Source organism: Rickettsia endosymbiont of Urophora cardui (assembly GCF_964030725.1).
Classification (GTDB): Bacteria; Pseudomonadota; Alphaproteobacteria; order Rickettsiales; family Rickettsiaceae; genus Rickettsia.
Map to the genome: position 1 here is coordinate 288,306 of NZ_CAXIPY010000004.1, position 26,863 is coordinate 315,168.

Consider the following 26,863-nt stretch of genomic DNA (forward strand, 5'->3'; position numbering starts at 1 on the left):
ACCGACGCCAACCTAGCCATTTTTTCAATAACCCGTCTCACTGAAGTTTTGTCAAAACTTCAGGTCTAAAGATTTACATTATTAGAACAATATCTTTAACTTTAATGAACCTTGATGACTAGTATATTTGTTACGTAAATTACAGTGATACGTTGCAAGTAGCTCAATATTCTTATAAGATGCAAGTAAATTTGCACCTACAGTATAGCTGACTTTTGGTGTGCTATTGCTTGTAGTCTTCTCAAAGTAATTATCTGCCCAAATAAATCTAGCTTTCACCTTAGGTTGCTTATTGCTCAAACTATTTTCTATGGAAGCATGTAATCCCGGTACTATTTGAGCATCGTTTGATACTCTCTTAGGAGTAGTTATTTTTATACCTAGAATACCGGTAGTTAAGTTACCCGACGTACCTGCGATATACATATTATTCACGCCTGTACCGGTTTCGATATAAGAAGTATCTTTATACGTATTATATCTAATACCAATATTAGGCATTAAATTTATACCGTCCATGACAGAGAATTGATAACCGATATTACCCTCAAAACCGTAAGCTTTGCTTGTATATTTACCGCTAGCAGTCTTATACCTATTAGGTCCAACTTGTCTTAAATTCTTGGTGTTAATTTTACTGTTACTTGCTGAAAATATTTCTTGTAATATAAGACCGATACTAAATTGTTGTTGGCCGTATAGAGAAATAATATCGCTTTCTGCCGACAGTTTATCACCAGTGCTTGGATCTTTAAACCTAAAGTCAGCGTTCATACGGCTATATGCAATACCGACAAGACTATTTTCCCCGATATAAATATCACCACCGATAATACCGCCGGATACAGTGCCTTTATAGCTAGGATTACCTTGATGTGCATCTTGATTACTTGAACCAAAAGTACCGATAACCCATAATCCTTTTTTAGTAACTATAGGGCTTTCTTGATCACCCGCTGCAACTGCTACCATAGTACCACCTGATAGGTGATTATTAATGTTAGAAGTGACTACTTTATACATCATATTTGCTACATTAACCGCTCTTGTTCCTTGCTCGGTTAAATGCTCTACTACTTTTTTTATATTATCAGGTGCAACCTGAGCTAAATTTGTTGCAAATAATAAAGCTTGCTCTTGTTGTGTTTTACCCACTACAAAAGCATCATAATTAGCTATTTTAATCACTTCTTTTAGTTCAGCTTTATTCTTTACTAATTCTTGAGCCAGTTCTACCGCATATTTTTCAGGATTTTTTATAACAAGTGTAGATTTTTCTCGGATCACTTCTTTTTGCGCTGCCGATACAAAAGCATTTTCCGTATGTCCAACGATCATATTATTGATTGCCTCAGCTAATTGTTGTGACTCAGGTTTTTTAACATATTCCTCGTCTACTCTTATTGAGTTAGTTTGACATTGCTGATACTCTGCTTGCAGTTTTTGCTGTTCAGCTCTTTCATTAGCTTCACGTTCTGCTTGCAGTTTTTGCTGTTCAGCTCTTTCATTAGCTTCACGTTCTGCTTGCAGTTTTTGCTGTTCAGCTCTTTCATTAGCTTCACGTTCTGCTTGCAGTTTTTGCTGTTCAGCTCTTTCATTAGCTTCACGTTCTGCTTGCAGTTTTTGCTGTTCAGCTCTTTCATTAGCTTCACGTTCTGCTTGCAGTTTTTGCTGTTCAGCTCTTTCATTAGCTTCACATTCTGCTTGCAGTTTTTGCTGTTCAGCTCTTTCATTAGCTTCACGTTCTGCTTGTAGTTTTTGCTGTTCAGCTACTGCATCTGCTTGAACTTTATTTTGAGCCTGCATCGCTTGTATTTGAACATCAACGCTTACTTGTGACTTTGCTACTTTTTGATCTAGTGTTCCCTGTTTTCTTTTGCTCTTTTTGCTTGTTACTGTCACATAACCATCGTCATGATCTGAAGCCATTACTAGTGTATCAACGTGTAATATTGATAAAAATACCAATATTATAATTCGTAACCCTATCTTATAATAACTTACTGTTTGATAAAATTTCATTTTTTAGTACTAATAAAATTAAGACTATGTCAAAACCACTCGACATATATTACAATAATTAAATAAAAATTTGTAATGCAAAGCAAGTAATAATTAACAAAATCAGGTATCCAACAAACCAAAACTTATGCTATAATTAAAAAAGTGATAAATTACTCACCTTACGCATTACGCAGCAGGGCTTTGTTGCATAAATAAGATTTGTAGAGGGTAAATTCCAGTATTAATTAAGCCAGATTTATATTTTCTTCCCATACCTCATTGGGTGTTTTATAACCGAGCACTTTTCTTGGTAAATTATTTAAAAAATCCTCAATTTCTTGTAATTGCTTTATTGTTAATTTTTTTATATCTAAAGATTTAGAGTATACTCTGTGCACCATTGAGTTAATCTTCTCTATCAATGGTTTTTGCCATGGAGAATAAGGATTGCAAAAATATACTTTTCGTTCAGATTTTGGCAATAGTTGTTCATGATTGGTAAATTCTTTGCCATTATCTAGTCTATCCGCCAAAAACACTTCAAATCCTGATCATTTGTAATGGGATAGAGTTTTGACAACAAATTGCTAAGATTTTCAATAAAAATTAATAAGTTATGTTAATTTTTACTGATACATTTCTGTGTTGGTCTAATTTTGATATGGAGCTATTGTTAACGATTTTTTATCGTTCATCTAGTTTTTGCATGATGATATTTTTGATTTATGTGGAGTTAGACACGATTTGTAAATGATTTGCAATGCATCGTAAATTCAAACCAATAGCAGAGATTATTGGATTGATAATATCTCCTATCATACCTTTCAAGAAGTTTCTACCCATCCGACCATATTGCTTTAAGTGACCTATTATTGGTTCTATGGCACTGCGTCTCTTGATCATAGACTTGTCCTCTTGTAACAACTTCTTCCGCGTTTTTGGGGTATATACCTTACTCTTCTCCTTTACATTGCTACCACTATACCCAAGATCAACAAATGATTTCTTTATCTTGATTCCAGTGACACTCTCTACTGCTTCAAAGCTCTGATGCAATGTATGACCATCATAAGGATTATTATGAAACGATTTTGCGGATAAAACAAAATTTCTACGACCACTTACTACTACCGCTACTTTATTGCCAAACTCATATGGCTTGTTGCGTTTTCCCTTTCCTATACACTCTACTTCAGGGGCATGAAAACTATATAATACTTTGTTATCTTCTTTATATTGCTTTTTAGCTTCTCTTTTTAAAACAGATTGGTTATGTATTTGTTTTATTTTTTGCAATACTTCTTGATTTTTGAGAGACAAGTTTAATTGCTTATTTTTGATCTCACGCTCACATACTCTAATCAAACGACCCAGTAATATTTTTAAATGCTTCATTATTTTCCAACGCTTCTTGGCTTTACTATGTTCTTTATATTTCCATAGCTTTACTATATCGCGTTTATAGGTTCTAGCGTATGTTTCATTCAAATGTATACCCAAACTGTTGCAAAGCTTTACTATGCTAAGCCTAGCTTTATCCATTAAATAAACATCGTGTGGGTGTTTGATATTCTTAATTTGTACAGTCGTATCAGCGATGATTAATTCCAAATCTTTTTTTTTAATTGTGTTAGTTTTTATCCCAACCCTGATCAACTCCGATAATATCTCATTATATCCAGCTTCACCTAATACACTACGAAACCGTCGTATACTAGTTTCCGAGATAGCTATGTCTTTTTCTATATATTCCCACCCGCAGAAATACTGCCAATACATATTCTCTTTTAGCTCTTCCTCTGATAATGAATCTGAAAAATTATACATTGCTTGTAGCATCGTTATGCCAAGCATCACTCTATGACATTTTCTATTTCTACCAAATTTCTTAATACAAACATTTTTTGATAACCACTCTTCGAGCCTAGACCAATTTATTAATTCTCTTAATTTATATAGCTTATTATTTGGGTTTAATTCTTCTTTTAATTTATAACCAAACAGTTTCCCTTGTTCTTGCGATTTGATAATGTTGTCTATTGGCATTGACTGAAATCCATAAGGTTTATGACCATATTTTATCATTTTCTTACGGATTGTTGTATTACTTCTTGTCTTAAAACCATATTATCTATAAGGCTTGTAGAGTTTTGGCGGACGGACTATCTAACGTTATGCTTTTGATTATATGCGACAATTGTTTAAGTTTTTTATTCATGTTACCAATCACATCTTGTGTTCTTTTTGAACGGTTTAAAGTGAGAAACACTTTTTGTGTTCTGATATCCACAAGAGCGCCTATATTACGACTTTGATTACCTTTGTTAAAAGTTAAATCACCTTCTAAATGACCTATTGCTGCTATCTTTCTATTTATCTCTGGTCTTTCAGTAATGGAAACTCGATTTGGTATTGTAATTCTTTTGTTTCTGATTCTTGTACCATGATGCAACCTATTTTTCCTTTTTCTTGCTAAAGATAAATATAATTTTTGCCTTTGTGCTATAGGAGATGTATAAATAAACTGGTATATACTCTCTGTAGAAATATTGACAGTATCTCGTGATAGTTTACGTCTACCTGAAATTATATCTGGTGAAATACCCTGTGTTAACTGCTTTATTATTTCTGCTCGTAAATTATTATCAATATCTAATTTTCTTTTTCTCTTACCTTGCCTTAAACTGCAAGCAAGTGTGTTAGCCCTATCTGGTCTATAATTATGCCTCATTCTCTTGAGTTCATAACATATAGTGCTTTTATCACGGCCAATCTTTGTCCCTATATATCGCGAGCTATAACCACTCTTATTCATTTCGTATATTTTAAATCTTTCATCTATCGTTAAATGAGCCATGATATATCTATATTTAAATGATGCTCCTCGCAGCAGAGCTACGAGGTATCTAAAAAAGTTTTAGTTGTTTCTTATGATATCACGAAGCAGAGCTTCGGGGAATTAAACCCTGAGAGATTAAAAATTGATTATATCTGGCTTAATTAATTATAGAACTTTCCCTATAGAGCTAAATGTTCCAAGAGACAGACAAGGTAAATTTGAACCTATAATAGTCTCAAAGAAACAAACAAGAATAGATGGCTTAGACCAAAAGATAATATCCTTATATGCGAAGGGTATGAGTGTGTCTGATATTAAAACACAATTGCAAGAATTATATGGAGCTGAGATCAGTGAGAGCCTAATCAGCAGGATTACAGATGAAGTAATAGATGAGGTCAAGATTTGGCAGAGTAGACCTCTTGAATCAGTATACCCTATAGTATATTTTGACTGTTTAGTAGTGAAAGTAAGACAAGATAAACTTATTATTAATAAATCAGTATATGTAGCTTTAGGAATAGATTTATCTGGCAGAAAGGATATTTTAGGCTTATGGATAAGTGAGAATGAAGGAGCTAAATTTTGGCTTGGTAATTTTACTGAAATGAAGAATCGAGGAGTAAAAGATATCTTAATTGCTTGTAGTGATAATCTAACTGGTATGTCTGATGCTATTGCATCAGTATATCCGAAAACTGAACATCAAATTTGTATTGTCCATCAGATCAGGAATAGCCTCAAATATGTATCATATAAAGATAGAAAGCAATTAGCAGCGGATTTGAAACTAATCTATACTTCTGCTACTGAAAAAGAAGCAGAATTAGCTCTTGAGTCATTTGATCAAAAATGGAGTAAGCAATATCCGCATATAGCTAAATCTTGGTATAATAATTGGGATAATTTGATAATTTTCTTGCAATATCCAAAGGAGATTCGTAAGATTATTTACACTACAAATGCGATAGAATCGCTGAATAGCCAATTGAGAAAAGTTACTAAGAATAAACGCATCTTTCCAAATGATGACGCAGTATTTAAGGTTTTATATCTGACAATTGATTATATTACCAAAAAATGGTCTATGCCTATCCCCAATTGGAATGAAGCTATGGCTCATTTTATGATCAAATTTGATGGTAGAATTTAATGGTTCACGAAATTTACACAATTGATGAGACAGAGCCCATTTTTTGGTAATATAATCAATTGTCAGATATAAAACTTTAAATACTGCGTCATCATTTGGCAAGATGCGTTTATTCTTAGTAACTTTTCTCAATTGGCTATTCAGCGATTCTATCGCATTTGTAGTGTAAATAATCTTACGAATCTCCTTTGGATATTGCAAGAAAATTATCAAATTATACCAAGATTTAGCTATATGCGGATATTGCTTACTCCATTTTTGATCAAATGACTCAAGAGCTAATTCTGCTTCTTTTTCAGTAGCAGAAGTATAGATTAGTTTCAAATCCGCTGCTAATTGCTTTCTATCTTTATATGATACATATTTGAGGCTATTCCTGATCTGATGGACAATACAAATTTGATGTTCAGTTTTCGGATATACTGATGCAATAGCATCAGACATACCAGTTAGATTATCACTACAAGCAATTAAGATATCTTTTACTCCTCGATTCTTCATTTCAGTAAAATTACCAAGCCAAAATTTAGCTCCTTCATTCTCACTTATCCATAAGCCTAAAATATCCTTTCTGCCAGATAAATCTATTCCTAAAGCTACATATACTGATTTATTAATAATAAGTTTATCTTGTCTTACTTTCACTACTAAACAGTCAAAATATACTATAGGGTATACTGATTCAAGAGGTCTACTCTGCCAAATCTTGACCTCATCTATTACTTCATCTGTAATCCTGCTGATTAGGCTCTCACTGATCTCAGCTCCATATAATTCTTGCAATTGTGTTTTAATATCAGACACACTCATACCCTTCGCATATAAGGATATTATCTTTTGGTCTAAGCCATCTATTCTTGTTTGTTTCTTTGAGACTATTATAGGTTCAAATTTACCTTGTCTGTCTCTTGGAACATTTAGCTCTATAGTACCATTCTCACTAATCAGATTCTTACTAAAACTACCATTCCTCGCATTCTCAGTTTCAGCTCTATCATACTTGCTATAACCTAAATGTTCTGACATCTCAGCATGCAGTGCTCGCTCTAAAATACCCTTGGTTAATTCCTTAATTAATCCATTCTGACTTAGTACTGTTTTTAAATCTACTCCACCTTCTATCAGCAAATCTATTGCTTCATTTATTTTTTTATTCTTCTCTATTTGCATTTCTGTTACCTATATTTTTAATTACTGCTAATATAGGCTCAACAAAAATTTACACAATCATTGCAAAAGACTCCTTAGTTTAAAACTTAAGCAAATTATTAAAAAATTCGATTATTTTGAAATATTGATAATTGATGATATATCATATGTACCATATAATCGTGAAGAAACTGATGTTTTATTTACCTTATTAGCTGAACGTTATGAAATGCGTAGTGTATTAATTACTAGCAATTTAGTTTTTGCAAAATGGAATACTATTTTTAAAGATGAAATGACTACGTCAGCAGTTATTGACAGATTGGTTCACCATTCTTCAATTCTTGAACTCAATACTGAAAGTTATAGAATCGCTACAGCTAAAGGCAAAACATTAACTATAAAATCGGAGGATAATAATGTAACACTTTAGACAATATTTTTTACTCAAAAATGGGTAATTTTAACCTGAATTCTGGATTAATCTAGGTTTGGAAGTAAGTATTTACAAGGGATAGAAGATACTCTATATAATTTTTAGCAAAAAAACAAGAGTATCCCCATGAAGAAAGATATTACTGCATTATTTTGTTTTGTCGATGATTTTTGTAAAATTAGCGAGCAGTGGATTAATAAATCATTTCTACCATTAATTAATAAAAACCCTACAAGAAAGCCTGAAATAAGCTATTCTGAGCTGTTAACAATAGTGCTTTTATACCATCAATCACCTTGTAAAAACTTTAAATATTTTTATATGTCCTATCTACAATTATATAAATCAGACTTTGTAACTCTTCCATCATATACTCGTTTTATAGCTCTAAAACCAAGAGTTCTGAGTTATTTAGTTTTATTACTTGAATGGTATATGCAGGCAGCTCAATCTACGGGAGTTTCTTATATTGACGCCACATCTTTAGAGGTTTGTCATCGAAAAAGAATCTCTCGTAATAAAGTCTTTGCCGGTATTGCTGCTTTGGGTAAAACAACAAAAAGTTGGTTTTTTGGTCTAAAATTACATTTGGTTATTAACGAAAAAGGTGAGATTCAAGGTCTAAAACTAACGCCTGGTAATGTAGATGATAGAGCGCCGGTTTCGATAATCACCAAACATATCACGGGATTATTGTTTGGCGATAAGGGTTATATCAAACAGGAGCTCTTTGATGATCTATACAGCAAAGGAATCAAGTTAGTAACTGGCATAAAGAAGAAAATGAAGAATAAACTTATGCCATTATTTGAAAAAATATTATTACGCAAACGCTCAATTATCGAAACAGTATTTAGTGTGCTGAAGGGTGCTTTCGAGATCGAACATACAAGACATAGATCAATTTGGAATGCCTTTGTACATATCTTATCCGCCCTAATTGCATACTGTATGAAACCTAACAAACCTGCTATATCTCAAAATTAGCTAATCCAGAATTCAGGTTTTTAATATTCGTCATGGGTAATTCTAATGTTCGTTCATCATTACGTAAACGATCATTAATCAGGACATCTTACCAGATTATCACCACTCTTTCTCTACAAATCTTATTTATGCAACAAAGCCATCCCTTATCCTAAATTAGCGTTATAAATAATTTTCAGATAGAAGTGTGTAATTTCCTACTCGTTTAGTCCGTGGCAATATTTATATTTCTTACCTGAACCACAAGGGCATAGCTCATTTCTAGATACCTTGCCCCAACTAGTAGGGTTTTTAGGGTCTCTATCCTCTGGGTTAATGCGTGATATGACAGGTCTAAGATCAGTTTCTAAGTTACTACCTGCATTATACTTACTAAATGCTGGATCTTCACGACTTTCATGCATGTTATTTTGTAACTTTTTATTTTCAAGCGATATATCTTCTTTTTGAATATGCTTTAAGTCAATATGGAAGTGGTAGACTGTTTGAATAAAGAGTTCTTTTAAATTATTAAGCATATGCTCAAATAAGTTAAATGCCTCTCTTTTATATTCGCTCAAAGGATCTTTTTGGGCATAAGCTCTAAGAGATATACCTTGTCTTAAGTGATCTAAGCTATGCAAGTGATCTTTCCAAACCTGATCAAGCGTAGTTAATAAAATATATTTTACAGCATTATGCATCAAGTCAGGACTATAGGCTTCTTCCTTAGATTTATATATACTATCGGCTGTTTGAATAACAATTTTTGTAACTTCTTCTTCTGTTACATCATTTTTGCTTATCAGATTTTGATCAAGCTTTATAGCAAAGGTGCGGTGTAGTTCTACGCTTAAATTTTCTATATCCCAATCTTCTCTATAAGAGCCCGCTGGCATAAAAGTTAGCACTATTTTTTTAGCTAATTCCTCAGTAGTACTGCTTAAGAAGTCATAACTATCTTTAGATTTAATAATTTCAGTTCTTTGCTCATATATTATTTTACGCTGATCATTCATCACATCGTCAAAACGTAATAAATTTTTACGTATTTCATAGTTATGCCCCTCGACTTTTTGCTGAGCTTTCTCGAGTGATCGGCTAATCATTGGATGATGTATTGCCTCACCATCTTTTAAGCCAAGCGTCCGAAGCACTCCTGAAATACGTTCTGAGGCAAAAATACGCATTAAATCATCATCAAGTGATAAGAAAAATTTAGTATTACCTGGATCACCTTGTCTGCCCGATCTACCACGCAGCTGGTTATCTATTCTACGGCTTTCATGACGTTCTGTACCTATTACAAATAATCCGCCTGCTGCAATTACTCGCTTTTTCTCTTCAGCTATTTGAGCTTTTGTCTCATTTACTTTTTCTTTATAAGCAGCATTAGTTAAAGATTTTCTATCTATCTGCTCTATCAGCATTTCAGGATTACCGCCAAGCATAATATCAGTGCCTCGTCCTGCCATATTAGTTGCAATCGTTACTGCTTTAAATCTACCTGCTTGAGCGATAATAAATGCTTCCTGCTCGTGGAATTTAGCATTTAATACTTTATGAGGTATTTTGTTTTTATTTAGAACATTAGAAATTTCTTCTGACTTTTCAATACTTACAGTACCGACAAGCACCGGCTGACCACGATCATAACAATCTTTAATTAGTTTTAAAATAGCATCATATTTTTCTTTTTTGCTTCCATAAATTTCGTCATCAAGATCACGTCTTGTAACTTTATTATGCGTCGGCACTGCTACTACATCAAGATTATATATATCTTTTAGCTCTGGTGCTTCGGTCATAGCTGTACCAGTCATGCCTGATAATTTAGGGTAATTACGGAAATAATTTTGGAAAGTAATAGATGCAAGCGTTTGGTTTTCGTTTTGGATTTTTACGTTTTCTTTTGCTTCTAACGCTTGATGTAGCCCTTCAGAATATCTACGTCCTTCCATTACACGTCCTGTAAACTCATCTATGATCATTACTGTACCATCACGTACTAAATAATCTACATCGATTGTAAACATATTGTGTGCTCTAAGAGCTTGATTAACGTAATGCACTAAGCTTAAATTTTCAAAATCGTATAATCCAGAATCGGGCTTTATAATATCTGCTTGGCTTAAAAGTGATTCTACATGACTAATACCAGTTTCCGTTAAATTGATAGTTTTTAATTTTTCATCTTTTTCAAAATCACTTACATTAAGCATGCGTACAAGCTGATCGACTTTACCATATAATTCTGAATTATCATTAACTGGACCAGAAATAACTAGCGGAGTTCTTGCTTCATCTATTAAAATTGAATCTACTTCATCGATAATAGCAAAGTTAAAAGGACGAAGTACTCGCTCTTGCAAGCTATATTTCATATTATCTCTTAGGTAATCAAAGCCAAGCTCATTATTTGTGGCATATGTAATATCAGAATTATAAGCTTCTCGCTTAGCTTCATCTGTCATACCAGCAACAATACATCCAACTGATAAACCTAAAAAATTATAAATCTTGCCCATGGAAGCAGAATCACGGCTAACAAGATAATCATTAACTGTTACAACATGCACACCTTTTTCAGCTAAAGCATTTAAATATGCAGGAAGTGTTGCAACTAAGGTTTTGCCCTCTCCTGTACGCATCTCGGTAATCATTCCTCTGTGTAATACCAAACCACCTATAAGCTGCACATCAAAATGACGCATCCCATATACTCTTCTAGCAGCCTCCCTAACTACCGCAAATGCTTCATATGCTATATCATCTAAAGTAGCACCATTTTTAAGTTTTTTCTTAAATTCTATAGTTTTATTTTTTAATTCTTCATCTGATAATTTTTGAATCGCAGGTTCAAGCGAATTAATTTTTGCAATGTCAGAAAATAGTTTTTTTATCGTACGATCATTTGCCGTACCAAAAATTTTTTTCAATATAGAAAACATCAAAATCCTTAAATATATTTTTGTACATATAAATATAGGGTATTTTATAAAATTATCAATTAGTTATATATTTATGTCTTTATATATTTATTTCAAACAACCCTGTTGCAGAATAATCCGTAAATAATTATTACTGAAGTTTTGACAAAAATTCTAATTTTTCTGACTAAAGTAAAAATTTATATTTAAAGTTAAATATTTAGTGCTTTTATCAGCTTAAAAGCGATCGATATTTCTACAATTTAAAGTAAATTATTTGATATATAATACAAATTATAGATTGATACACTCGCCACTTTTTTTAATAAAAATTTTTTGTCAAAACTTCAGTTATTAATAAAATATTATAAAATAGCTGTTGACGGGTATTTATTATTTTTATAGGATTTAAATTTATATTTAACAAATTATGAGTCATAAATAATGAAAAAACTATCAATTGTACTTTTATCCGTTAGTATGCTTTCCGGTATCGCTTTTGGAGATAACCCGGATAGAGTGGTTGCTACTTACACAGGTGGTGAAGTAAGAGAATCACAAATAATGAAAGAATTTAAACCACAACTTAATCTTCCTTCAGGTGAAACTATCAAAAATTTTGACGATTTCCCACCACAGGATCAAGATAAATTGATAAGAATTTATGTTAATAATATTTTATTAAAGAAAGAAGTTGAGAAATCAAACATCACCTCTTCTAAAGAATTCCAAAAAAAGCTTGAAAATGCAAAAAATCAATTAGCTCAAAAAGAATTGTTAGAAAATTATGTAAAATCTAATCTTACCGATAAGATGTTTGATGATGAATATAATAAATATGTAACTAGCCTAAAAGGTAAAGAACAAATCAAAGTTGCTCATATTTTAGTGAAATCTGAAAAAGAAGCTAATGATTTAAAAAATAAATTAAACAAAGGTGCAGATTTTGCTAAACTTGCAGGAGAATCTTCTCTTGATAAAGCTTCTGCTACAAATGGTGGCGTAATCGGTTACATTTTATTAAATCAACCAGGGCAGTTAGTACCTGAGTTTGAAAATAAAGCTTTTGCTTTAAAAGTAAACGAAGTTTCAACACCGGTAAAAACTGATTATGGTTGGCATATCATTAAGGTTCTTGAGAAAAAACCTGTACCTATCCCAACTACAGAAGAAGCTAAAATGACTATCGATAATATATTAGCAGCAGAAATACTGAAAAAATATATTAGCGGTTTAGAAGCTAAAGCTGACTTAAAAATTATGTTACCTCCAGCTGCAAATAACGAAGCTAAAAAGTAGTTATGCGTCATCCCGTGGCTTGTCCACGGGATCCAGAAAATAATAAAAAATGCTATAAATTAGCATTTTTTTACTGGATTGCTTTGTTAATTGCTTTGTAATTTCCTCGCAATGACGAAGTCTAATTTTAAAATAATATATCTTTTAAGCTAAGCGACTATTGACAATCTAGCAAAAAAAAATTATATTCTACAAAATCTAATTTAAGTTAAAAAATTATAAGCTATGTCTAAAGCAAAAACTGCTTCTAAAAACAACCCAACCGCTAGGGAATCAGCTAAAGTACATTTTTATAAAGGCGAAGAGATTATACCATCAAAATATATCCCTCAACAAGGTTCTTCTTTTTTAGCTGCCGAAATCAAATCTTCCGGAGATTTGGTATTAGGAAATAATGGGCAAGTGCTACCTTGGAACTTAGTCAAAAATTTAGCTTAGTTTGATTTAATTACTTACAAATATAACAATTTCACTTCCGTAGCTTATATAATAAGTCACATATTGGGGGCATAGCTCAGGGGTAGAGCATCTGCTTTGCACGCAGAGGGTCAAGGGTTCGATTCCCTTTGCCTCCACCATTTACCATTTTTTGGTATCTTTACGAACGTATCGAACGGCGGACGCAAGGTATAATCAAGCTTTTCGGGTTTTAGCGTCAGGTTAGCCAATCGTACTACTTGCTTCCATCACTTAATCTAAAATCTATTAAAAAAAGTGGCGAGTGTATCAATCTATAATTTGTATTATATATCAAATAATTTACTTTAAATTGTAGAAATATCGCTTTTAAGCTGATAAAAGCACTAAATATTTAACTTTAAATATAAATTTTTATTTTAGTCAGAAAAATTAGAATTTTTGTCAAAACTTCAGTTTATGATTTGAGTTATTTTTGTTGGGCTATACATTGGTATTGACTGTAATAAAAAATGTACGTGATCTTTATCTACTCCTATTTCTAAAAATCTAATTTCATAACGATCTTCTATGTGCTCACAAATTTTACACAAATAATCATCTAGTTCTTGATTGAATATTACTCTTCTATACTTTGCCGGCGTTACTAAATGATATATTAGTACTGTGACATTATGACTCTTATGTATATAACTGCTTTCTTCCATTCAAGTAGTATATCACGAAGCAGAGCTTCGGGGAATTAAACCCTGAGAGAATGATGCTCCTCGCAGCAGAGCTACGAGGTATCTAAAAAAGTTTTAGTTGTTTCTTATGATATCACGAAGCAGAGCTTCGGGGAATTAAACCCTGAGAGATTAATTATAGAACTTTCCTCAGACTTATTAGGTATAGAGCGTCATACGATATCAAATTGGATTAGACGTTATAAAGAAAATGGAGACTACAGCTCAAGACAACATCTGCAAAGTGGACGTGATGCTAGGTTTACTAATAAGGAGAATATAATTGAATTTTTAGCAAATAATCCTGATAGCCGAGCTATAGATATAAGAGATGCAGTAGCGCCCGAGCTGCCAATGAGCACATTTTATGACACGCTTCATAGAATGAAAATTACATATAAAAAAAGAGCCAAAATACAAAGGCAGGGATGAAGAAGCTAGAAAACAATTTGTGGAATATATTGATCAAATAGCATCTGATAAACTTGTGTATTGTGACGAAATGGGGGTAAGTAATAATATAACCCTGTTGTACGGATGGTCAGAAAGAGGAACAAGAGCTTACTCAGAGCAAGCAGGTTTTGCTACTGAGCGAGTAAATATAGTTGCTGGTTATAATAAGGGCACCAAAGAATTAATTGCTCCGTTAGAGCATTCCGGTTATATTGATAAGCAATTATTTAATCAGTGGGTAGGTGAGCTATTATGCCCATCACTAAAACCTGGACAATGTGTAATAATGGATAATGCGAGTATTCATAAGTCACCGTTGGTAAAGGAATTAATAGAAAAAGCGGGTTGTACTCTTATTTATCTACCGGTCTATTCTCCAGATTTAAATTCTATTGAACACTGTTGGGCTAATTTTAAAAATTACTTGAGAAAAATTATTAAAAACTTTAAAGATTTTCGTGATGCAATAACGGCAGCAATGGTAAAAACCTTCCCGTGTTAGCTATATCTAAAAAAGTTTTAGTTGTTTCTTATGATATCACGAAGCAGAGCTTCGGGGAATTAAACCCTGAGAGATTAACTAAACAACCCTCAGCTTATAGCTGAGGGGTTATAAAGTCTATCCGCCAAAAACACTTCAAATCCTGATCATTTGTAATGGGATAGAGTTTTGACAACAAATTGCTAAGATTTTCAATAAAAATTAATAAGTTATGTTAATTTTTACTGATACATTTCTGTGTTGGTCTAATTTTGATATGGAGCTATTGTTAACGATTTTTTATCGTTCATCTAGTTTTTGCATGATGATATTTTTGATTTATGTGGAGTTAGACACGATTTGTAAATGATTTGCAATGCATCGTAAATTCAAACCAATAGCAGAGATTATTGGATTGATAATATCTCCTATCATACCTTTCAAGAAGTTTCTACCCATCCGACCATATTGCTTTAAGTGACCTATTATTGGTTCTATGGCACTGCGTCTCTTGATCATAGACTTGTCCTCTTGTAACAACTTCTTCCGCGTTTTTGGGGTATATACCTTACTCTTCTCCTTTACATTGCTACCACTATACCCAAGATCAACAAATGATTTCTTTATCTTGATTCCAGTGACACTCTCTACTGCTTCAAAGCTCTGATGCAATGTATGACCATCATAAGGATTATTATGAAACGATTTTGCGGATAAAACAAAATTTCTACGACCACTTACTACTACCGCTACTTTATTGCCAAACTCATATGGCTTGTTGCGTTTTCCCTTTCCTATACACTCTACTTCAGGGGCATGAAAACTATATAATACTTTGTTATCTTCTTTATATTGCTTTTTAGCTTCTCTTTTTAAAACAGATTGGTTATGTATTTGTTTTATTTTTTGCAATACTTCTTGATTTTTGAGAGACAAGTTTAATTGCTTATTTTTGATCTCACGCTCACATACTCTAATCAAACGACCCAGTAATATTTTTAAATGCTTCATTATTTTCCAACGCTTCTTGGCTTTACTATGTTCTTTATATTTCCATAGCTTTACTATATCGCGTTTATAGGTTCTAGCGTATGTTTCATTCAAATGTATACCCAAACTGTTGCAAAGCTTTACTATGCTAAGCCTAGCTTTATCCATTAAATAAACATCGTGTGGGTGTTTGATATTCTTAATTTGTACAGGGTAAATTCCAGTATTAATTAAGCCAGATTTATATTTTCTTCCCATACCTCATTGGGTGTTTTATAACCGAGCACTTTTCTTGGTAAATTATTTAAAAAATCCTCAATTTCTTGTAATTGCTTTATTGTTAATTTTTTTATATCTAAAGATTTAGAGTATACTCTGTGCACCATTGAGTTAATCTTCTCTATCAATGGTTTTTGCCATGGAGAATAAGGATTGCAAAAATATACTTTTCGTTCAGATTTTGGCAATAGTTGTTCATGATTGGTAAATTCTTTGCCATTATCTAACGTTATGCTTTTGATTATATGCGACAATTGTTTAAGTTTTTTATTCATGTTACCAATCACATCTTGTGTTCTTTTTGAACGGTTTAAAGTGAGAAACACTTTTTGTGTTCTGATATCCACAAGAGCGCCTATATTACGACTTTGATTACCTTTGTTAAAAGTTAAATCACCTTCTAAATGACCTATTGCTGCTATCTTTCTATTTATCTCTGGTCTTTCAGTAATGGAAACTCGATTTGGTATTGTAATTCTTTTGTTTCTGATTCTTGTACCATGATGCAACCTATTTTTCCTTTTTCTTGCTAAAGATAAATATAATTTTTGCCTTTGTGCTATAGGAGATGTATAAATAAACTGGTATATACTCTCTGTAGAAATATTGACAGTATCTCGTGATAGTTTACGTCTACCTGAAATTATATCTGGTGAAATACCCTGTGTTAACTGCTTTATTATTTCTGCTCGTAAATTATTATCAATATCTAATTTTCTTTTTCTCTTACCTTGCCTTAAACTGCAAGCAAGTGTGTTAGCCCTATCTGGTCTATAATTATGCCTCATTCTCTTGAGTTCATAACATATAGTGCTTTTATCACGGCCAATCTTTGTCCCTATATATCGCGAGCTATAACCACTCTTATTCATTTCGTATATTTTAAATCTTTCATCTATCGTTAAATGAGCCATGATATATCTATATTTAAATGATGCTCCTCGCAGCAGAGCTACGAGGTATCTAAAAAAGTTTTAGTTGTTTCTTATGATATCACGAAGCAGAGCTTCGGGGAATTAAACCCTGAGAGATTAAAAATTGATTATATCTGGCTTAATTAATTATAGAACTTTCCGGTTTATGGGATTTAAATTACATTTAATAATCATAAAGCAGAGATTATAGCTGTTAAAATAACAAAAGCAAATAGAGCTGATTTATCTGTTCTTGAATCTATAACTCAGAAGATAACAGGTAAGGTATTTGGTGATAAAGCATATATTTGTAAAGAGTTATGGTTTAAACTCTATTCTAGAAATTTAAGAATGATAACTAATATTCGCAAGGATATGAAGAATTATTTACTAGAATTAGAAGATCAAGCTATGTTACCTGAAGTTTTGACAAAAATTCTAATTTTTCTGACTAAAGTAAAAATTTATATTTAAAGTTAAATATTTAGTGCTTTTATCAGCTTAAAAGCGATATTTCTACAATTTAAAGTAAATTATTTGATATATAATACAAATTATAGATTGATACACTCGCCACTTTTTTTAATAAAAATTTTTTGTCAAAACTTCAGATGTTACGTAAACGATCATCAATTGAATCAGTATTTAATATACTAAAAAATAGAATGAACCTAGAGCATACAAGGCATAGATCTCCTGTTAATTTCTTGGTGCATATTCTAGCTTGTGTTACTTCTTATGCTATCACTAAATCTCGTATAAAACTTGATGCTTTAGCTCCAGAACAACTTCTCTTATCCTAAATTGGCGTTCATAAGATTGCCACGCCACTTTCAGTGGCTCGCAATGACGAGTTATATAAAATTTATTTGCTTTTTTCTCTGAATATTGTTAGTATTACTGCGATTATACTGGCTGGGTAGCAAAGTGGTAATGCCGTGGACTGCAAATCCTCTATTCGTCGGTTCGATTCCGACCCTAGCCTCCATCTAAAATTAAAAATTTTATGGAATTTATTTCACAATTCCTAGAAATGTTACTCGCTGAGCGAGCATTATCAAAAAATTCCATACTTAGTTATAAGCGTGATTTATTTGATTTTCATAATTATCTTACCAAACAAAAATTATCAGAATTAAATATTACTACTGAAAATGTAAGAAATTGGATTGAGTATCTAGCAGAAAATGGTTTGCAAGCTCGTTCTATTAACCTGAAGTTTTGACAAAAAATTTTTAATGATGCTCCTCGCAGCAGAGCTACGAGGTATCTATCCAAAAAGCTTTAACTGTTTTTGTTGAAATGCTTTATAAGAAGGTTTGCCTGAACCTTGATTCTGTACATAATTACGTAATTTTTGCTCATCACCATGTTTACCTACTGTGCTCATAAAATATCCTTTACTCCAAAACTCACTTCCCCATAATTTTTCTTTAAGATTTGGATATTTCTCAAACATTTTCTTAGAAGTAATACTTTTTATGATTTGAGTTATTTTTGTTGGGCTATACATTGGTATTGACTGTAATAAAAAATGTACGTGATCTTTATCTACTCCTATTTCTAAAAATCTAATTTCATAACGATCTTCTATGTGCGCACAAATTTTACACAAATAATCATCTAGTTCTTGATTGAATATTACTCTTCTATACTCTGCCGGCGTTACTAAATGATATATTAGTACTGTGACATTATGACTCTTATGTATATAACTGCTTTCTTCCATTCAAGTAGTATATCACGAAGCAGAGCTTCGGGGAATTAAACCCTGAGAGATTAAAATAATTTGACTATTTCAGAAAAAATTCATAACATTTATTAATAAACTCAATCTTAACAATAATATAAAATATGAAAACAGCCTTTATCTTTCCAGGTCAAGGGTCGCAAGCCATTGGCATGGGCAAGGATTTTTACGATAATTTTAAATCCGCAAAAGAAACATTCCAAACAATCGATGAAGCACTAAAACGAAAACTTACTGATATAATTTTTAATTCTACTTCGGAAGAATTAACATTAACTACTAATGCACAGCCAGCATTAATGGCTGTATCTATGGCGATAATAAATACCATAAAAGCCGAGACTAATAATAAAAATATAGTTCAGCTTTGTGATTATGTTGCCGGTCATTCCTTAGGTGAATACTCTGCTCTATGTGCTGCTGAAAGTATTAGTATTGAGACGGCAGCGAAATTACTGCATACACGCAGCAGCTCCATGCAAGAAGCCTGCCCTGCTAATGTTGGTGCTATGGCTGCTTGTATCGGTATATCCATAGATGAGCTTGAGACAATAGCAAAAGAAAGTTTATGTGAAATAGCAAATGATAATATCGAAGGACAGATTGTAATTAGCGGTAAAGTGGAAGCTGTTGATCACGCTATTAATCTTGTTAAAGAAGCAGGATATAAAGCAATAAAGCTAAAGGTAAGTGCTCCGTTTCACTGTAGTTTAATGAAGCCGGCAGAGGAGAAAATGCGAATAGCACTTGATAATAGCGTAATTAACAAACCTCTAATACCAGTAATTCAAAATTATACTGCAAAGCCTGTGTTAGATCCTCTAGAAATCAAGCAAAATCTGGTTTTCCAAATATGCGGGCGAGTTAGATGGCGTGAAACTTTAGAGCTATTTAACGAGCTAGATATTACCCATATAGTAGAAATAGGAGCAGGAAATGTGCTAACAAATATGCTTAGAAAAATCAACTATCCATTTAAATTGAGTAATATAAGTAACGTAGAAGAGATGAAACTATTTCTACAAGCTTATGAAACTGCAAATTCGGTTTTTTGCTAATTTATATAATTTTTTAATCGAAGATTATCCTCTGCAACCGAATTTTTTATTTAAGAACTCAGCAGAGGTTAATTTTATATTACAAAATATTCACATATTAGATTTACCATACTGTGAACCAAATAGAGTAGAAGCTATTAAGGATATATTGAAATTATATATAATGATGCTCCTCGCAGCAGAGCTACGAGGTATCTAAAAAAGTTTTAGTTGTTTCTTATGATATCACGAAGCAGAGCTTCGGGGAATTAAACCCTGAGAGATTAAATTATATACCTGAATTCTGGATTAATCTAGGTTTGGAAGTAAGTATTTACAAGGGATAGAAGATACTCTATATAATTTTTAGCAAAAAAACAAGAGTATCCCCATGAAGAAAGATATTACTGCATTATTTTGTTTTGTCGATGATTTTTGTAAAATTAGCGAGCAGTGGATTAATCTCTCAGGGTTTAATTCCCCGAAGCTCTGCTTCGTGATATCATAAGAAACAACTAAAACTTTTTTAGATACCTCGTAGCTCTGCTGCGAGGAGCATCATTTAAATATAGATATATCATGGCTCATTTAACGATAGATGAAAGATTTAAAATATACGAAATGAATAAGAGTGGTTATAGCTCGCGATATATAGGGACAAAGATTGGCCGTGATAAAAGCACTATATGTTATGAACTCAAGAGAATGAGGCATAATTATAGACCAGATAGGGCTAACACACTTGCTTGCAGTTTAAGGCAAGGTAAGAGAAAAAGAAAATTAGATATTGATAATAATTTACGAGCAGAAATAATAAAGCAGTTAACACAGGGTATTTCACCAGATATAATTTCAGGTAGACGTAAACTATCACGAGATACTGTCAATATTTCTACAGAGAGTATATACCAGTTTATTTATACATCTCCTATAGCACAAAGGCAAAAATTATATTTATCTTTAGCAAGAAAAAGGAAAAATAGGTTGCATCATGGTACAAGAATCAGAAACAAAAGAATTACAATACCAAATCGAGTTTCCATTACTGAAAGACCAGAGATAAATAGAAAGATAGCAGCAATAGGTCATTTAGAAGGTGATTTAACTTTTAACAAAGGTAATCAAAGTCTAATATAGGCGCTCTTGTGGATATCAGAACACAAAAAGTGTTTCTCACTTTAAACCGTTCAAAAAGAACACAAGATGTGATTGGTAACATGAATAAAAAACTTAAACAATTGTCGCATATAATCAAAAGCATAACGTTAGATAATGGCAAAGAATTTACCAATCATGAACAACTATTGCCAAAATCTGAACGAAAAGTATATTTTTGCAATCCTTATTCTCCATGGCAAAAACCATTGATAGAGAAGATTAACTCAATGGTGCACAGAGTATACTCTAAATCTTTAGATATAAAAAAATTAACAATAAAGCAATTACAAGAAATTGAGGATTTTTTAAATAATTTACCAAGAAAAGTGCTCGGTTATAAAACACCCAATGAGGTATGGGAAGAAAATATAAATCTGGCTTAATTAATACTGGAATTTACCATATTTTAAAGTTCTAAAAAACCTTTCTATTACTATATTATCAATACTTCTACCTTTGCCATTCATTGAAATTTGGATATCATGCTCCTTGAGAATATTTATGTGGTCATAACTGGTATATTGGCTACCTTGATCACTATTAAATATCTGTGGAGCGTTATACTTACTGAGAGCTTGTTTCAAGACATCAGTTACAAGAGATGCATCCATAGAATTTGACAGTTTATAGCTCAATATGGCCTTGCTATGCCAATCTATAATAGCTGCCATATACATAAAGCCACCATTAGTTCTAATGTAAGTAATGTCACCACTCCAAACCTCATTCACATTAGGCACATACACTTGCTTTGTTGAGCCAGATTTAGTCCAATATTGATCAAGTAAGTAGCTAGTCTATCCGCCAAAAACACTTCAAATCCTGATCATTTGTAATGGGATAGAGTTTTGACAACAAATTGCTAAGATTTTCAATAAAAATTAATAAGTTATGTTCAGGAGTTTCGCACTTAGCAAATAATATGCTAATCTAGAGAAAAATAGTTTTAGATAAAAATGACAAGATCAAAATGTAGCAAAGATTTATATAAATCATTCTTACAAGCAAGTAGTGTAAGATATACTAGCAAAGCATTATCTGAAGTAAGTCCATTAGATCTATCGCACGATAGTGCAAGTCGATGGTTAAAGAGTAAGGATTTTCGCCCTAGCGAAATCTATAGCAAAGTGTCAAAATATATTGATCTGGAAGATCCTTGTTTATTAGTGGGAGATGACACCTTATTGTCAAAGCAATACAGTAAGAGGATCGAGCTTGTAAATTATCAATATTCTGGGGCTGTACATGATGTTATACCTGGTATAGGAATGGTAAACTTACTGCATTACAATACTCAAATTGATCAATCTACTCCTGTAGATTATAGAATATATGATAAAGAAACTGATGGTAAAACAAAGAACGAGCATTTTTGTGATATGCTTACTTTAGCTAAAGAAAGAGGTATCAAGCCTGATGCTATAGTTATGGATGCTTGGTATAGTGGTTTGGATAATTTAAAACATATACGTAATTTAGGTTGGATATGGGTTACCAACCTAAGAAAAAATAGAAAAGTTAATCGTAATGTTAGCTTGGAAACTTTAGAGATTCCCGATGAAGGGCTAAAAATTCACCTACGTGGATACGGTTGGGTTACGGTATTTAAGTTTGTGGCAAAAAATGGTCGCATTGATTACATAACAACTAATTTAGAGAATCCTACACGTGAGCAAATAGAGAAAATTGTTAAGGCGCGTTGGTCTATAGAAGTTTATCATCGAGAATTGAAACAAACTTGTGGTATTGAATGCTGTCAGGCACGCACGGGTCGAGCTCAAAGAAATCATATTTGCCTTGCTGTATTGGCCTGGCTTGATATGAACAAAAGGAGGATAAATGAAAACATTACTTTATATCAACAAACTTGGGAAGTTATAAAAACATCAATTCAGAACAACATTAAATGGCTTCTAACTAATACACAATTTTGCTAAGTGCGAAACTCCTGATGTTAATTTTTACTGATACATTTCTGTGTTGGTCTAATTTTGATATGGAGCTATTGTTAACGATTTTTTATCGTTCATCTAGTTTTTGCATGATGATATTTTTGATTTATGTGGAGTTAGACACGATTTGTAAATGATTTGCAATGCATCGTAAATTCAAACCAATAGCAGAGATTATTGGATTGATAATATCTCCTATCATACCTTTCAAGAAGTTTCTACCCATCCGACCATATTGCTTTAAGTGACCTATTATTGGTTCTATGGCACTGCGTCTCTTGATCATAGACTTGTCCTCTTGTAACAACTTCTTCCGCGTTTTTGGGGTATATACCTTACTCTTCTCCTTTACATTGCTACCACTATACCCAAGATCAACAAATGATTTCTTTATCTTGATTCCAGTGACACTCTCTACTGCTTCAAAGCTCTGATGCAATGTATGACCATCATAAGGATTATTATGAAACGATTTTGCGGATAAAACAAAATTTCTACGACCACTTACTACTACCGCTACTTTATTGCCAAACTCATATGGCTTGTTGCGTTTTCCCTTTCCTATACACTCTACTTCAGGGGCATGAAAACTATATAATACTTTGTTATCTTCTTTATATTGCTTTTTAGCTTCTCTTTTTAAAACAGATTGGTTATGTATTTGTTTTATTTTTTGCAATACTTCTTGATTTTTGAGAGACAAGTTTAATTGCTTATTTTTGATCTCACGCTCACATACTCTAATCAAACGACCCAGTAATATTTTTAAATGCTTCATTATTTTCCAACGCTTCTTGGCTTTACTATGTTCTTTATATTTCCATAGCTTTACTATATCGCGTTTATAGGTTCTAGCGTATGTTTCATTCAAATGTATACCCAAACTGTTGCAAAGCTTTACTATGCTAAGCCTAGCTTTATCCATTAAATAAACATCGTGTGGGTGTTTGATATTCTTAATTTGTACAGTCGTATCAGCGATGATTAATTCCAAATCTTTTTTTTTAATTGTGTTAGTTTTTATCCCAACCCTGATCAACTCCGATAATATCTCATTATATCCAGCTTCACCTAATACACTACGAAACCGTCGTATACTAGTTTCCGAGATAGCTATGTCTTTTTCTATATATTCCCACCCGCAGAAATACTGCCAATACATATTCTCTTTTAGCTCTTCCTCTGATAATGAATCTGAAAAATTATACATTGCTTGTAGCATCGTTATGCCAAGCATCACTCTATGACATTTTCTATTTCTACCAAATTTCTTAATACAAACATTTTTTGATAACCACTCTTCGAGCCTAGACCAATTTATTAATTCTCTTAATTTATATAGCTTATTATTTGGGTTTAATTCTTCTTTTAATTTATAACCAAACAGTTTCCCTTGTTCTTGCGATTTGATAATGTTGTCTATTGGCATTGACTGAAATCCATAAGGTTTATGACCATATTTTATCATTTTCTTACGGATTGTTGTATTACTTCTTGTCTTAAAACCATATTATCTATAAGGCTTGTAGAGTTTTGGCGGACGGACTAGCTATAGATCTTATGCTCACTATCGTTTCGAGAAGTAGATTTTTTCTTATGTGGGTAAATAGCGGCTCTGTCTCATCAATTGTGTAAATTTCGTGAACCATTAAATTCTACCATCAAATTTGATCATAAAATGAGCCATAGCTTCATTCCAATTGGGGATAGGCATAGACCATTTTTTGGTAATATAATCAATTGTCAGATATAAAACTTTAAATACTGCGTCATCATTTGGAAAGATGCGTTTATTCTTAGTAACTTTTCTCAATTGGCTATTCAGCGATTCTATCGCATTTGTAGTGTAAATAATCTTACGAATCTCCTTTGGATATTGCAAGAAAATTATCAAATTATCCCAATTATTATACCAAGATTTAGCTATATGCGGATATTGCTTACTCCATTTTTGATCAAATGACTCAAGAGCTAATTCTGCTTCTTTTTCAGTAGCAGAAGTATAGATTAGTTTCAAATCCGCTGCTAATTGCTTTCTATCTTTATATGATACATATTTGAGGCTATTCCTGATCTGATGGACAATACAAATTTGATGTTCAGTTTTCGGATATACTGATGCAATAGCATCAGACATACCAGTTAGATTATCACTACAAGCAATTAAGATATCTTTTACTCCTCGATTCTTCATTTCAGTAAAATTACCAAGCCAAAATTTAGCTCCTTCATTCTCACTTATCCATAAGCCTAAAATATCCTTTCTGCCAGATAAATCTATTCCTAAAGCTACATATACTGATTTATTAATAATAAGTTTAGCTTGTCTTACTTTCACTACTAAACAGTCAAAATATACTATAGGGTATACTGACTCAAGAGGTCTACTCTGCCAAATCTTGACCTCATCTATTACTTCATCTGTAATCCTGCTGATTAGGCTCTCACTGATCTCAGCTCCATATAATTCTTGCAATTGTGTTTTAATATCAGACACACTCATACCCTTCGCATATAAGGATATTATCTTTTGGTCTAAGCCATCTATTCTTGTTTGTTTCTTTGAGACTGTTATAGGTTCAAATTTACCTTGTCTGTCTCTTGGAACATTTATCTCTATAGTACCATTCTCACTAATCAGATTCTTACTAAAACTACCATTCCTCGCATTCTCAGTTTCAGCTCTATCATACTTGCTATAACCTAAATGTTCTGACATCTCAGCATGCAGTGCTCGCTCTAAAATACCCTTGGTTAATTCCTTAATTAATCCATTCTGACTTAGTACTGTTTTTAAATCTACTCCGCCTTCTATCAGCAAATCTATTGCTTCATTTATTTTTTTATTCTTCTCTATTTGCATTTCTGTTACCTATATTTTTAATTACTTCTAATATAGGCTCAACAAAAATTTACACAATCATTGCAAAAGACTCTAAATAGCTTCTATACCCATCATCCTCATATATTTCAGTACTCGATCTTTACCGACAATAAAACCATCTTCTAGTAACTGTTGATGAATATAGCGATAACCAAATTCAGGATTATCTGTATATATTTCATCTATTCTATTTAAAATACTTAATTTATTTATACTCATCTCCTTGGATTTATAGTAGGCTGTAGATCGACTAATCTTTAATAGTTCACACTGTCTTGATTTTGAGAGTTGATTTAGCTTGGAGTGTACAAGACTCTTTTTATTTGATAAATCCAAGCTTTTGAGCTTTCCCACGGCCCAGTCCCTCTCAACTGTGATTCTACCAAGAGCTTTAGCAAGTTCATCATTTTGCTCTTGTAAATGATTTATTTGTTCTTGATATTCACTCAAAACTTTAGCTGGTTCAAAAGCTAATGCCGCATTACCTAAAAACTGTTTTTTCCAATTTTGAATTGTTTTAACACTTATTGCATATTTTGAAGCTAACTGACCAAGTGTCGACTCCTCTTTTATTAATTCTAATACTATCCCCGTTTTTTCTGAAGCACTGAAAATTTTTACTTTATTTTTCTTCATCTTTCCTCTTAAGTTTATTGCTATTTATTCTAACTTATTGCGGAAACACACTCCTTCATTTTTTTGTCCAATTTTTTCATGTATGGACCTCCTGTAGAATGCAAGAAAAAAATAACATCAATAATAAAAACAAACAAATGCAGTCATGTATCCGGCTTATAGCTGATAAATCAACCTAATTTATTCTACAGCCCTGATGGAATTCGCTGGCTTACAAACTATATACTTATCAGTCCATCGGCTTCTAAAAGAGCCACTGAAAAACGCAGTTTTTTTGTAAGCTAAGGTTTGTCTTATTTACCATCAATATTAATTATCTCAAGCATATTTCGGGTTGGAATCTCTTACATATTGTTTTGCTTTTACCTATTCATTATATAAATCACCATTTATTTTACTTATAAGTGCTAT

The 26,863-nt window shown here is 32.4% G+C and carries 18 protein-coding genes, 2 tRNA genes and 9 pseudogenes; 15 read left to right on the forward strand and 14 right to left on the reverse strand.

Features of this window, described 5'->3' with window-relative positions:
- Window positions 1-81 precede the first annotated feature (81 nt).
- The 4 genes and pseudogenes from AAHI98_RS04640 to AAHI98_RS04655 all read right to left on the reverse strand — a co-directional run.
- Window positions 82-2,022 (reverse strand): autotransporter domain-containing protein, encoded by a 1,941-nt coding sequence (locus AAHI98_RS04640; protein WP_342225173.1) that lies wholly within the window; start codon window positions 2,020-2,022, stop codon window positions 82-84.
- Window positions 2,023-2,249: 227 nt separating this feature from the next.
- Window positions 2,250-2,525, reverse strand: a pseudogene (locus AAHI98_RS04645) (transposase); the annotation flags it as partial.
- 202 nt (window positions 2,526-2,727) lie between these two features.
- A complete protein-coding gene (locus tag AAHI98_RS04650) occupies window positions 2,728-4,089 on the reverse strand; it encodes an IS5 family transposase (protein ID WP_342224717.1) in 1,362 nt (453 codons plus the stop codon).
- A gap of 76 nt (window positions 4,090-4,165) precedes the next feature.
- Window positions 4,166-4,861 (reverse strand): annotated as a pseudogene (locus AAHI98_RS04655) (IS30 family transposase); the annotation flags it as partial.
- Window positions 4,862-5,024: 163 nt separating this feature from the next.
- On the opposite strand from AAHI98_RS04655, the pseudogene AAHI98_RS04660 reads away from it, so the two are divergent.
- Window positions 5,025-5,996 (forward strand): annotated as a pseudogene (locus AAHI98_RS04660) (IS256 family transposase); the annotation flags it as partial.
- Here AAHI98_RS04660 and AAHI98_RS04665 read toward each other — a convergent pair.
- Window positions 5,964-7,160, reverse strand: a pseudogene (locus AAHI98_RS04665) (IS256 family transposase); the annotation flags it as partial. The pseudogenes AAHI98_RS04660 and AAHI98_RS04665 sit on opposite strands and share 33 nt — an antisense overlap.
- Before the next feature lie 100 nt (window positions 7,161-7,260).
- Here AAHI98_RS04665 and AAHI98_RS04670 point away from each other — a divergent pair.
- Entirely contained in the window at window positions 7,261-7,578 is a 318-nt protein-coding gene (locus AAHI98_RS04670; protein WP_342225374.1) for an ATP-binding protein, read from the forward strand.
- A 129-nt stretch (window positions 7,579-7,707) separates the two neighbouring features.
- The gene (locus AAHI98_RS04675) at window positions 7,708-8,568 is read left to right on the forward strand and encodes an IS982 family transposase (RefSeq protein ID WP_342225178.1); all 861 of its coding nucleotides are present in this window, start codon (window positions 7,708-7,710) and stop codon (window positions 8,566-8,568) included.
- Between the two features lie 197 nt (window positions 8,569-8,765).
- Here AAHI98_RS04675 and secA read toward each other — a convergent pair whose 3' ends face one another.
- Window positions 8,766-11,498, reverse strand: a complete 2,733-nt coding sequence (secA, locus tag AAHI98_RS04680; protein WP_342225179.1) for a preprotein translocase subunit SecA — start codon at window positions 11,496-11,498, stop codon at window positions 8,766-8,768.
- Between the two features lie 423 nt (window positions 11,499-11,921).
- On the opposite strand from secA, the gene AAHI98_RS04685 reads away from it, so the two are divergent.
- From AAHI98_RS04685 to AAHI98_RS04695, 3 genes are all read left to right on the forward strand, one after another.
- Window positions 11,922-12,776 carry a peptidylprolyl isomerase gene (locus AAHI98_RS04685; protein ID WP_342225180.1) on the forward strand — a complete coding sequence of 285 codons (855 nt, stop codon included), beginning with the start codon at window positions 11,922-11,924 and terminating at the stop codon, window positions 12,774-12,776.
- 225 nt (window positions 12,777-13,001) lie between these two features.
- Window positions 13,002-13,214, forward strand: coding sequence for a hypothetical protein (locus AAHI98_RS04690; protein WP_011477565.1), 213 nt, complete (start codon window positions 13,002-13,004; stop codon window positions 13,212-13,214).
- A gap of 65 nt (window positions 13,215-13,279) precedes the next feature.
- A tRNA-Ala gene (locus AAHI98_RS04695) sits at window positions 13,280-13,354 on the forward strand.
- Window positions 13,355-13,651: 297 nt separating this feature from the next.
- Here AAHI98_RS04695 and tnpA (AAHI98_RS04700) read toward each other — a convergent pair.
- Window positions 13,652-13,900, reverse strand: a pseudogene (gene tnpA / locus AAHI98_RS04700) (IS200/IS605 family transposase); the annotation flags it as partial.
- A gap of 156 nt (window positions 13,901-14,056) precedes the next feature.
- Between tnpA (AAHI98_RS04700) and AAHI98_RS18100 the strand changes: the two are divergent.
- Together AAHI98_RS18100 and AAHI98_RS04705 are read left to right on the forward strand one after the other, a co-directional pair.
- Window positions 14,057-14,350: an IS630 transposase-related protein gene (locus AAHI98_RS18100; protein WP_410526210.1), complete on the forward strand. Its 294-nt coding sequence runs from the start codon at window positions 14,057-14,059 to the stop codon at window positions 14,348-14,350.
- Window positions 14,316-14,873, forward strand: a complete 558-nt coding sequence (locus AAHI98_RS04705) for an IS630 family transposase (RefSeq protein ID WP_342225375.1) — start codon at window positions 14,316-14,318, stop codon at window positions 14,871-14,873. The genes AAHI98_RS18100 and AAHI98_RS04705 overlap by 35 nt, the downstream gene beginning before the upstream one ends.
- Window positions 14,874-15,191: 318 nt before the next feature.
- Here AAHI98_RS04705 and AAHI98_RS04710 read toward each other — a convergent pair whose 3' ends face one another.
- Window positions 15,192-16,100 (reverse strand): hypothetical protein, encoded by a 909-nt coding sequence (locus tag AAHI98_RS04710; RefSeq protein WP_342225181.1) that lies wholly within the window; start codon window positions 16,098-16,100, stop codon window positions 15,192-15,194.
- Entirely contained in the window at window positions 16,073-17,035 is a 963-nt protein-coding gene (locus tag AAHI98_RS04715) for an IS30 family transposase (RefSeq protein ID WP_342224646.1), read from the reverse strand. The genes AAHI98_RS04710 and AAHI98_RS04715 overlap by 28 nt, the downstream gene beginning before the upstream one ends.
- A gap of 219 nt (window positions 17,036-17,254) precedes the next feature.
- Between AAHI98_RS04715 and AAHI98_RS18105 the strand changes: the two genes are divergently transcribed.
- The 4 genes and pseudogenes from AAHI98_RS18105 to AAHI98_RS04730 all read left to right on the forward strand — a co-directional run.
- Entirely contained in the window at window positions 17,255-17,509 is a 255-nt protein-coding gene (locus AAHI98_RS18105) for a transposase (protein WP_458693693.1), read from the forward strand.
- Between the two features lie 114 nt (window positions 17,510-17,623).
- A pseudogene (locus tag AAHI98_RS04720) lies at window positions 17,624-17,838 on the forward strand (transposase); the annotation flags it as partial.
- Between the two features lie 110 nt (window positions 17,839-17,948).
- A tRNA-Cys gene (locus AAHI98_RS04725) sits at window positions 17,949-18,023 on the forward strand.
- 18 nt (window positions 18,024-18,041) lie between these two features.
- Window positions 18,042-18,254 (forward strand): annotated as a pseudogene (locus AAHI98_RS04730) (site-specific integrase); the annotation flags it as partial.
- A 51-nt stretch (window positions 18,255-18,305) separates the two neighbouring features.
- On the opposite strand, the gene tnpA (AAHI98_RS04735) reads toward AAHI98_RS04730, so the two are convergent.
- Window positions 18,306-18,764 (reverse strand): IS200/IS605 family transposase, encoded by a 459-nt coding sequence (tnpA, locus tag AAHI98_RS04735; protein ID WP_342225182.1) that lies wholly within the window; start codon window positions 18,762-18,764, stop codon window positions 18,306-18,308.
- A gap of 125 nt (window positions 18,765-18,889) precedes the next feature.
- On the opposite strand from tnpA (AAHI98_RS04735), the gene fabD reads away from it, so the two are divergent.
- On the forward strand, window positions 18,890-19,843 hold the full coding sequence (fabD, locus tag AAHI98_RS04740; RefSeq protein WP_342225183.1) for an ACP S-malonyltransferase: 954 nt from the start codon (window positions 18,890-18,892) through the stop codon (window positions 19,841-19,843).
- Between the two features lie 558 nt (window positions 19,844-20,401).
- Window positions 20,402-21,363: pseudogene (locus AAHI98_RS18505) on the forward strand (IS30 family transposase).
- 18 nt (window positions 21,364-21,381) lie between these two features.
- On the opposite strand, the pseudogene AAHI98_RS04755 reads toward AAHI98_RS18505, so the two are convergent.
- Window positions 21,382-21,708: pseudogene (locus AAHI98_RS04755) on the reverse strand (transposase); the annotation flags it as partial.
- A 228-nt stretch (window positions 21,709-21,936) separates the two neighbouring features.
- On the opposite strand from AAHI98_RS04755, the gene AAHI98_RS04760 reads away from it, so the two are divergent.
- On the forward strand, window positions 21,937-22,917 hold the full coding sequence (locus AAHI98_RS04760) for an IS701 family transposase (RefSeq protein ID WP_342224656.1): 981 nt from the start codon (window positions 21,937-21,939) through the stop codon (window positions 22,915-22,917).
- A gap of 121 nt (window positions 22,918-23,038) precedes the next feature.
- Here AAHI98_RS04760 and AAHI98_RS04765 read toward each other — a convergent pair whose 3' ends face one another.
- The 3 genes from AAHI98_RS04765 to AAHI98_RS04775 all read right to left on the reverse strand — a co-directional run bounded on the left by AAHI98_RS04765 (window position 23,039) and on the right by AAHI98_RS04775 (window position 26,452).
- Window positions 23,039-24,400, reverse strand: a complete 1,362-nt coding sequence (locus AAHI98_RS04765; protein ID WP_342224717.1) for an IS5 family transposase — start codon at window positions 24,398-24,400, stop codon at window positions 23,039-23,041.
- A 180-nt stretch (window positions 24,401-24,580) separates the two neighbouring features.
- Entirely contained in the window at window positions 24,581-25,795 is a 1,215-nt protein-coding gene (locus AAHI98_RS04770; RefSeq protein ID WP_342225186.1) for an IS256 family transposase, read from the reverse strand.
- Window positions 25,796-25,867: 72 nt separating this feature from the next.
- Window positions 25,868-26,452 (reverse strand): IS3 family transposase, encoded by a 585-nt coding sequence (locus tag AAHI98_RS04775; RefSeq protein ID WP_342225187.1) that lies wholly within the window; start codon window positions 26,450-26,452, stop codon window positions 25,868-25,870.
- Between the last annotated feature and the right edge of the window lie 411 nt (window positions 26,453-26,863).

What these genes read in the sequence shown, in the direction of transcription:
- AAHI98_RS04675 (WP_342225178.1), top strand. Translation starts at nt 7,708, where the DNA reads ATGAAGAAAGATATTACTGCATTATTTTGTTTTGTCGATGATTTTTGT.
- AAHI98_RS04685 (WP_342225180.1), top strand. Translation starts at nt 11,922, where the DNA reads ATGAAAAAACTATCAATTGTACTTTTATCCGTTAGTATGCTTTCCGGT.
- secA (WP_342225179.1), bottom strand. Translation starts at nt 11,498, where the DNA reads ATGTTTTCTATATTGAAAAAAATTTTTGGTACGGCAAATGATCGTACG.
- AAHI98_RS04640 (WP_342225173.1), bottom strand. Translation starts at nt 2,022, where the DNA reads ATGAAATTTTATCAAACAGTAAGTTATTATAAGATAGGGTTACGAATT.
- AAHI98_RS04760 (WP_342224656.1), top strand. Translation starts at nt 21,937, where the DNA reads ATGACAAGATCAAAATGTAGCAAAGATTTATATAAATCATTCTTACAA.
- AAHI98_RS04775 (WP_342225187.1), bottom strand. Translation starts at nt 26,452, where the DNA reads ATGAAGAAAAATAAAGTAAAAATTTTCAGTGCTTCAGAAAAAACGGGG.
- AAHI98_RS04765 (WP_342224717.1), bottom strand. Translation starts at nt 24,400, where the DNA reads ATGATAAAATATGGTCATAAACCTTATGGATTTCAGTCAATGCCAATA.
- tnpA (WP_342225182.1), bottom strand. Translation starts at nt 18,764, where the DNA reads ATGGAAGAAAGCAGTTATATACATAAGAGTCATAATGTCACAGTACTA.
- AAHI98_RS04770 (WP_342225186.1), bottom strand. Translation starts at nt 25,795, where the DNA reads ATGCAAATAGAGAAGAATAAAAAAATAAATGAAGCAATAGATTTGCTG.
- AAHI98_RS04710 (WP_342225181.1), bottom strand. Translation starts at nt 16,100, where the DNA reads ATGGGAAGAAAATATAAATCTGGCTTAATTAATACTGGAATTTACCCT.
- AAHI98_RS04715 (WP_342224646.1), bottom strand. Translation starts at nt 17,035, where the DNA reads ATGGCTCATTTAACGATAGATGAAAGATTTAAAATATACGAAATGAAT.
- AAHI98_RS04650 (WP_342224717.1), bottom strand. Translation starts at nt 4,089, where the DNA reads ATGATAAAATATGGTCATAAACCTTATGGATTTCAGTCAATGCCAATA.
- AAHI98_RS04690 (WP_011477565.1), top strand. Translation starts at nt 13,002, where the DNA reads ATGTCTAAAGCAAAAACTGCTTCTAAAAACAACCCAACCGCTAGGGAA.
- fabD (WP_342225183.1), top strand. Translation starts at nt 18,890, where the DNA reads ATGAAAACAGCCTTTATCTTTCCAGGTCAAGGGTCGCAAGCCATTGGC.